4 protein-coding genes and 1 pseudogene are annotated in these 7,176 nt (G+C 70.0%); 1 reads left to right on the top strand and 4 read right to left on the bottom strand.

Annotation, left to right across the window (positions count from 1 at the left end; genetic code table 11):
- From DKT69_RS24975 to fxlM, 3 genes are all read right to left on the bottom strand, one after another.
- On the bottom strand, window positions 1-2,506 hold a 2,506-nt coding region (locus DKT69_RS24975; RefSeq protein ID WP_109803945.1), incomplete at its 3' end, for a lantibiotic dehydratase.
- A 68-nt stretch (window positions 2,507-2,574) separates the two neighbouring features.
- Window positions 2,575-2,730 (bottom strand): FxLD family lanthipeptide, encoded by a 156-nt coding sequence (fxlA, locus tag DKT69_RS24970; protein WP_109803944.1) that lies wholly within the window; start codon window positions 2,728-2,730, stop codon window positions 2,575-2,577.
- A 12-nt stretch (window positions 2,731-2,742) separates the two neighbouring features.
- Window positions 2,743-3,984, bottom strand: a complete 1,242-nt coding sequence (fxlM, locus tag DKT69_RS24965; RefSeq protein WP_109803943.1) for a methyltransferase, FxLD system — start codon at window positions 3,982-3,984, stop codon at window positions 2,743-2,745.
- A gap of 539 nt (window positions 3,985-4,523) precedes the next feature.
- Here fxlM and DKT69_RS24960 point away from each other — a divergent pair.
- Window positions 4,524-5,909 (top strand): helix-turn-helix domain-containing protein, encoded by a 1,386-nt coding sequence (locus DKT69_RS24960; protein ID WP_109803942.1) that lies wholly within the window; start codon window positions 4,524-4,526, stop codon window positions 5,907-5,909.
- Here the strand turns inward: DKT69_RS24960 and DKT69_RS41200 are convergent.
- Window positions 5,882-7,070 (bottom strand): annotated as a pseudogene (locus DKT69_RS41200) (alpha/beta hydrolase family protein). The gene DKT69_RS24960 and the pseudogene DKT69_RS41200 overlap by 28 nt on opposite strands.
- Window positions 7,071-7,176 lie beyond the last annotated feature (106 nt).

Raw genomic sequence — 7,176 nt, 5'->3', positions numbered from 1 at the left:
AGGGGCAGGTCCGGTGGGGGACGTGGGTGGCGAGCCAGCGCGGCCCGTCGCCGGTGAAGCCGTCGGCGATGGCGATCAACCCGGCGGCGGTGGCGGCTTGTCGGTCGCCGGTGAGCCTGTGCAGGGCGGCACGGGAGTCGGCGGCGAACACCTTCTCGGCGGCGGCGAGGGTCGCTGCGGCGCCGTGGCGGGTTTCGGGGCGGTAGGGGTGCAGGCTGTAGTCGTGTATGACGGCGTCATCGTGCAGGTGCTGCACCCAGCTGGCGAGGTGGCGGGTGGTGTCGGCGAACCTGCGCGTGTCCGGAAGCGGGATGCGCAGCCGCAGGTGTGGCTCGGGGTGGGGATACCTCAGGAACCACCAGCCGGCTGGTAGGTGGTCGGCGGGGCGGCCGGCGAGGTCGGTCAGGATGTCGTCGAGCCGACCGTGCAGGTGTGCCTCGAGCCACCGTGACCGCCCAGGCCAGTGCTGAACGGTGGCGGCGGTTCGGGTTGGTCGGGCTGGTCGGGCGGCCGGCGCGGGGTGGGTGAGGGTGAGGAGGACTTCGGCGGGGCGGTCGCCGATCCAGCCCGCTGCCCCTGCAGCCTCGGTGATCGCGGTGCGGGAATGCCGGTCGAGGTGGTCGCGTAGCACCGCCAGGTGGGCGTCCTCGTCGAGGTCAAGACGTAGGCGGATGTCGTCGTCGCCGACCAGGACCTGCTGCGGGATGTGCCGCTGCTGGCGGTGTCGCTGCCAGGCGTCGCGCCACTGCGGCCAGGCCGTGCCCGGGGCGGGAAGCGCGGTCTGGTCGATGATCCAGCGGGCCGGGTGCACGATCGTGCGCCCCCGGCGTAGACGGGGTAGGAACGGCAGGCCGCTGGCGTGTCCCCAGTCGAACCGGCTGCACGGTGCCGTCCATGCGGTCCAGATCTCGGTCAGGAACCTCATCAGCGGCTGCTGCAGCGTGGGCAGCAGCACGCTGTTGAACAGCAGCGGTTCGACGGGCTGACTGGTGGCCAGCGATACCAGCCACAGCCGGCGTCCGTCGCCGGTCACCGCCAGATCCTCGACCCTGCACGGCGGTGCCGGGTGGAAGTCGCCAACAGGAAGGACGGGCAGCAGCTCGGTCACGAGAGCCACTGCGGCGAGACGGGCGTCCAGCGGGGGGCCGGAGAGCTGCACCGTGGCCGCGCCGGGCAGGGCGGTGGGCAGATGCTGGTAGACCTGCTGGAATCCGGCGAGTTCGGCGGGGGTGAGCAGGTGCAGGAACCGGGCTGCGGCGACCCCGGCGTGGCGGGATCCGCTGAGTACCGTCAGGGTGAACGCGCCGCGGTCGAGATCGTGCGGGGTGTCGGCGGCGAGGGTGAACCGCAGTTCGGTGTGCGGGATCGGCGGCCGGTCGTCATTCCCGCGCAGCCGGTCGATCAGCGCGTCGTCGAGCACCACTTCGGCGCAGCCGTCGAGTGCGGCCTGCTGCGCGAGCTGTCCGAGCAGCCGGTCGCGGGCGGTGAACGGCGCTGGGGCGCGGCGAGTGGATCCCCGATAGCCAGCCGGAAAATCCAGCACGGTCAGCACATCCCGGATGGGAACAGCCGCTCCGGGACCCCACCGCTCGATGAACGTGTTGTGGTACTCGGCCCATCCGGCCGCCTGAGGCGGCGCTACCGCCACGAGCGTCGACGCGGCCCGCTCCGCCTCTTGTAGTACCGGCGGGGGCAGGGTCACGGCGATGTCTGCGCGTAGATCGACGGCGGTCCGGCTGCCCGGCTCCGGAATGACGTAGTGGCGGGTGACGTGGGCGGCCGGGTCGGTGGCGGTCATGGGTGGGCGGAGGGCCGACAGCAGCACCCCGTTGTGGACCAGTTCGGCCAGCAGCCGCTCGGCGTCGGCGATGCTGGCGGGTCCGGCGACCGTCGCGGCGAGGTCGGCGAACCTGACCGGGGACCGCGCCGCCTGGATCGCAGCACGGATCGGGCCGGTCAGGCGGACCTCGACGTCCCACCGCCGATCGTCGCTGGCGTGGGCACAGGGCAGCACCCACCTGTCGCCGCGCCGGTATCCCAACGAGTTAGTCACGACGGGGACGGTGCGCAGGGTGGCCAGGTCGTGTTCGGCCCGCGCGGTGTGCTCGGCGATGAACTGGCCGTCGGGGCGGGAGACCGCGCGATGAGCCTCGCCCAGGCGAACCGCCGCGCGAGTGCCGAACTGGACCGGGGCCACGCCGGCGAACGTGCCGAACGGGGTCGCGCGGGTGGTCCAGCGCAGCAGGTACCGGACCGCTGACTGCACAAGGCGCCGCAGTCGCTGCTGAGGCATCGGCTCCCCGCTCAGCGTGCGTTGGATCTGGTCGGCCATCTGCGGCGCCGCGCCGGTAACGGCTGCCGCGAACCCGGGCAGCGTCCACGTCTTGTCCAGCCACTCGCGCCACTGATCCGGATGACCGTGGGCCGTGTCGGGCCAGGGAGGCAGAACAAGGCCCTTTGGGTAGGCGGCGATTCTGATCAGCGCCGCACCAGCTGCGGGAACCATGATGCACCACCGAATCGACGGGCCCGGCGCGCTCGGCGCCGGGCCCGATCGTGAGAGGAACGGATGGGTCAGTTGCCGCCGTCGCACTTCGTGGTGCAGGCGTTGGAGCCGGTGTTGCCGGAGCCGCACCCGTCGTCGGTGGCGGTGGCGTAGCCGCCCGCGGTGGGGCCGGCGTCGACCAGGCTGACGTCCAGGGCGAACTCCGAGGAGTCGGTTTCGTTCACGTGCGTTCCCTTCTATGCGGGGGTGAAGGTGAGGACGAAGCGGCTGTGCCGCTTGTCCAGCACCGTCCCGGCCGGCAGGTCGCCGTCGGGAGTACCAGTGGGCAGGACGTGCAGCACCGGTGAAGGGCTGCCCGCATCCAGCCACGCGCGCATCTGTCCGACCATCCGACCGGCCGCCGACGCGGCGTTGGGCCCATGTGCACAGGCGCCGAGGTCGAACATGTCGTCGTCGTTCCAGCGCAGCGTCGAGCGGTAGCAGAACGCGCCGTGGTTGAGGGCGGCCGGTGTGCCGAAGCGCCACGCCGGGGCGACGACGCCCGCATCGACGGCCTCCTGCTGAGCCGTGAGAACAACGAACTGCTGTCCCGCATCGGTGATGCGGGTCGCCAGCCACAGGTCGAGGTCAGCCAGGACGGTACGAGGGGGCAGGCTCACCCCGGCCCATGCCTGCGTCTGCGGCTGCGCCAACAGCTCACCGACGGCGTGGCGATTGACCTGCTGGTCCTCGTCCAGCCGCAGGTGAGCCCCGTGAGCGATGTCGACGTACCGCACCTGATGTGCCCCGGCACCCTGCATCGACACGAACCCGCACAACCGCTGGCTGTGACTGACCATCTGGTCCCCCGTCCGACGCATCGCCCACGAGCGGGTCATCCCGAACGTCCGTAGCGGTACGACCAGCGTTCCGTTCTCGGCGAGCTGCGCGGTCCAGGCCGGTGAGATGTCCCAGGCGCCGACCGTGACGATGATCAAGTCGTATGGACGGTCCGGGTTGACCGGTTGCTCGGCGTCAGCGCACACCACGACCACGTCGTCGTAACCCGCCGCGGTGAGGCAGGCGGTGGCCCGGTCGGTCACCTCGCGATCGATGTCAACGGTCGTGACCGAGCCCGACGGGCCGACCAGCTCGCGCAGCAGCGCGGCGTTGTATCCGCCGGAACCGATCTCCAGGACGTGCCGGCCGGCCAACCCGCCGTCGATGGCGTCTGCGGCCTGACCGAGCATCTCCGCGATGAGCCACGGCGCCGACACCGAACTGACCGCTTCGTCGCCGATCCGCTTGGTCACCACGGCCTGGTCGGCGCGGTACGCCTCCGTCAGCGCGGCATCCGGTGTGAAGAGATGGCGTGGCACGGACCGTAGCGCCGCCTCCACCTCGGGCCGCATGACCAGCCCTTTCTCCGCGTGATCAGCGACGAGCTGATCGACCATTGCGGCGTGGAGGTCCTCGCCGCTCGCCGTGTCGACACTCATTCGGGTTCTTCTCCCTTTCCATCACGGCCTCCCGGTCGGATGGCCCGTCGTTCCGCTCTTCTCGGCTCAACAGAGCGTCAAGCCGCTGGACTCGCCAAGTCACATGGAAGTCTGAAGTCGATGTGTGCTGGTCGAAGGTTGCGTCCTGCTGGCGCGCGTGGAGGTCCAGCGGTATGCACCGATGTCCATACGCATGATCGCTCGTGCGGGTGGTAGGCCGAGGACGCAGCCGGCGTGCATCAAGATCACGGCGGCGGAACGGTCTCCTGCTCCACTGCAACCTCCCGCGCTCGTTCAAGTCAGGGGCAGATCTGACGAGTAGCCAGGCCCGTCTCCACACTCACCCGTCGAGTCGGTGAAGTGAATGCCAAGCATGCGGACGAAGCGGTTGTCCGCATGTGAGCCACCGATGCGCACTCCTGTATCCGTGGATCTCGGTGTTCTTGGTTGCGCCGCGCTGAACACTGAGTGACCCTATGTGCGCGATATCCATGCTGCTCATCGCCGTGGTGGTGTGAACAGCCAGAGGAGGCGGTGCTATGGGCCAGACCCCGCGCATGCTCCAGCCGTCCCTGTCTGAGCGCCACTTCTTCGGTGCCGAGCTGCGTCGGCTGCGGGAGCGGGCCAACCTCTCGCAGGCGCGACTCGGCACGATGATCCGGTTCAGCGCTGACCTGGTGCGTCGGGTCGAGACAGCGGACCGTTTCCCGTCCCGGGAATTCGTTGAAGCCTGCGACAGGGCGTTGGCGGCCGGAGGGGCGTTGGTCCGCCTGCTACCGCTTCTTGAGGGAAGTCGCGCCAGCGAGGGTATGCGAACAACTTCCCCGAGCGGTCCTACCAACGCCGACACCCTGCTGGCCGCCCAAGCGGAGGAGACGCCCGGGGTGGCGGACATGGTCGCCCGTGTTCCCTTCCAGCCCGGCGTTCTTGACCGCGCCGCGCTGGACTGGCTGAACACCTCAGCAGGACCCCGTCTGTCCGTGGCCGGCCGAGCCGGTTCGCCTGATCAGGTCTGCGAAGAGGATCTCGACTCCGCAGAGACCGTCCTGGCGATGTTCCGCCAGTTGGATCACACCCACGGGGCCGGACGAGTCCACGCTCAGGTGCAGCGGTACGTCGAACGCGAACTGAACCGGCTACTGGCCAGCCCGCCCGCCTCGGAGGCGGTCGGTCGGCACCTCTACACCTTGGCGGCGGGATTCTTCGAGCTCTGCGGGTATCAGGCGGTCGACACGGGTGCCCATGGCCTCGCCCAGCGCCGCTACCTTCGCGCTCTACGTCTGACGGAAGCCGTCGATGACCGCCTGTACGGCAGCTACCTGCTCGCCGTGAACATCGGCCACCTTGCGCTGCACTGCGGGCACCCCGAGCCGGCACGCAGGATGGCGCTGACGGCGGTGAGAGGAAGCGAGACCCGGGCGACGCCCGCTGTGGCAGCCGCGCTGCACGCGGTGGTGGCGCGCACGCACGCCCGCCTTGGACGCGAAGGCGACTGCCTGACCCACCTCGACATCGCGGAGAAGAAGCTGGCCCGCAGCAAGCCCGAGGACGAGCCGGCGTGGATCGGGTATTTCGACGCGGCGTACCTCGCCGACGAGATCGCCCACTGCTTCCACGACCTGGGCCGACCGCAGCACACCCAGCAGCATCTGGGCGACGCCCTCACTGCGCTGAGCCCCACCCATGTCCGGCGACTCGCCATCGACACCGCGCTCCTGGCCTCGTCGTTGGCCGCCGCCGGCCACATCGACGAAGCCTGCGCCACCGCACGCGAGGCGGTCGACTACGCCGCACGAACCACCTCACACCGCTGCCTCCAGCGCATCGTCGAGGTACAGGCCGACCTCGAGCCCTACCGGTGCGAGCCCGAGGTCCGCGAGTTCGGCGAGTACGTGCGTTATCGGCTACCCCTGGCCGCTGTGTAACCCCTGTTGATCGTTGGCGGCATCCGCCATCACCGAGCGGAAGTGAGCCAGCTCCGCCTCCAGCGCCGCGCCCGCTCGACGGGACGACGCCACATAGTGGCCGACATCAGGAAGAAGCAACACCTCGGGTGCCATGCCGAGAGACGTCAACTCGTCGGCGAGGTCACGGACATCCTCGACCACGGCCACCTCGTCGGCGGTGCCATGAATGAGCAGCACCGGCCGTTGAACCGTGGCGGCACGGACCGGGCCGGCGCCCCCGCGCAGCCGCGTCGCGTGCGCCCGCTGGAACCGGGGCACCGTCTGCGCCCACCGGTCAGGATCCACGATCGCCGATACTGCGGCGGCAGCGGCGAACGGGCCGTCCTGTGCCACCGCGTGCAACGCGGTGTATCCACCGGCGCTGGCACCGCGGATGAACACCTGCCCCGGCACCGCCCACCCCGCCGACAGCAGGTGAACCGCCACCGCCGCACAGTCATCGACATCGTCCAGACCCCACCGGCCGTACAGCGATTCCCGGAACATGCGGCCGTACCCGGTGCTACCCAGGTAGTCGACATCAACGACGGCGAACCCGCGACTGGTGAAGAACTGCGCCTGCCAGTCCAGGCGCAGCAGGCAGGAGGCGGTAGGCCCCGGATGCGCCCGAACGATCACCGGCGCCCGCCAGTCCGCCGCCGCGCCCATCGGCGGATACACCAGGGCAAGCACCTCCCGACCACTGGCCACTCGAACGCGCAGCTCCGTCGGCGTCGACACTCGCGCCCCGTCGAGTGCGGCGTGCTCCGACCTGGCAAGCACCTCCACCTGGGTATCAGCGTCAGCCAGGTCCACGAGCGCGACCTGCGGGGCTACGGTCGGTGACGATCCGATCAACGCCACCGTCGTGCCTTGCACGGCCAGGTACGGCTTGATCGACGTGTACGGCAGGCCGACCGAGCGGACAGTGCCGTCGGCCTCGATGACGACAAGGCGGTGTCGCGGCCCCTCCTGCACCGCCACGACTATCCGACCGTCGTCCAGGAAGCCGTACGACGCGTAACCCAACTCCCAAGGCTCCGCGGCACACTCACCCGCGATCGGCGCCACCGCCTCCACTTGGTGGCCGTTCCACCGGTAGAGGTTCCACCAGCCACTGCGATCCGACACGAAGTACAACGCCCCGTCGGGTCCCCACTGCGGCTCCACCACAGACTCATCCGGACCGCCGGCCAGTCTCATTGCGCCCTCGACCGACCCATGCGGCGAGTAGTGGGCCACCCAC

It is taken from the genome of Micromonospora sicca (assembly GCF_003172935.1).
GTDB lineage: Bacteria > Actinomycetota > Actinomycetes > Mycobacteriales > Micromonosporaceae > Micromonospora > Micromonospora sicca.
Note: the sequence above shows the minus strand (reverse complement) of the source record. Positions and strands in the feature narration are given on the sequence as shown.

Excerpts from the sequence above, each read along its gene's own strand:
- DKT69_RS24960 (WP_109803942.1), top strand. The coding sequence starts at position 4,524 with ATGGGCCAGACCCCGCGCATGCTCCAGCCGTCCCTGTCTGAGCGCCAC.
- fxlM (WP_109803943.1), bottom strand. The coding sequence starts at position 3,984 with ATGAGTGTCGACACGGCGAGCGGCGAGGACCTCCACGCCGCAATGGTC.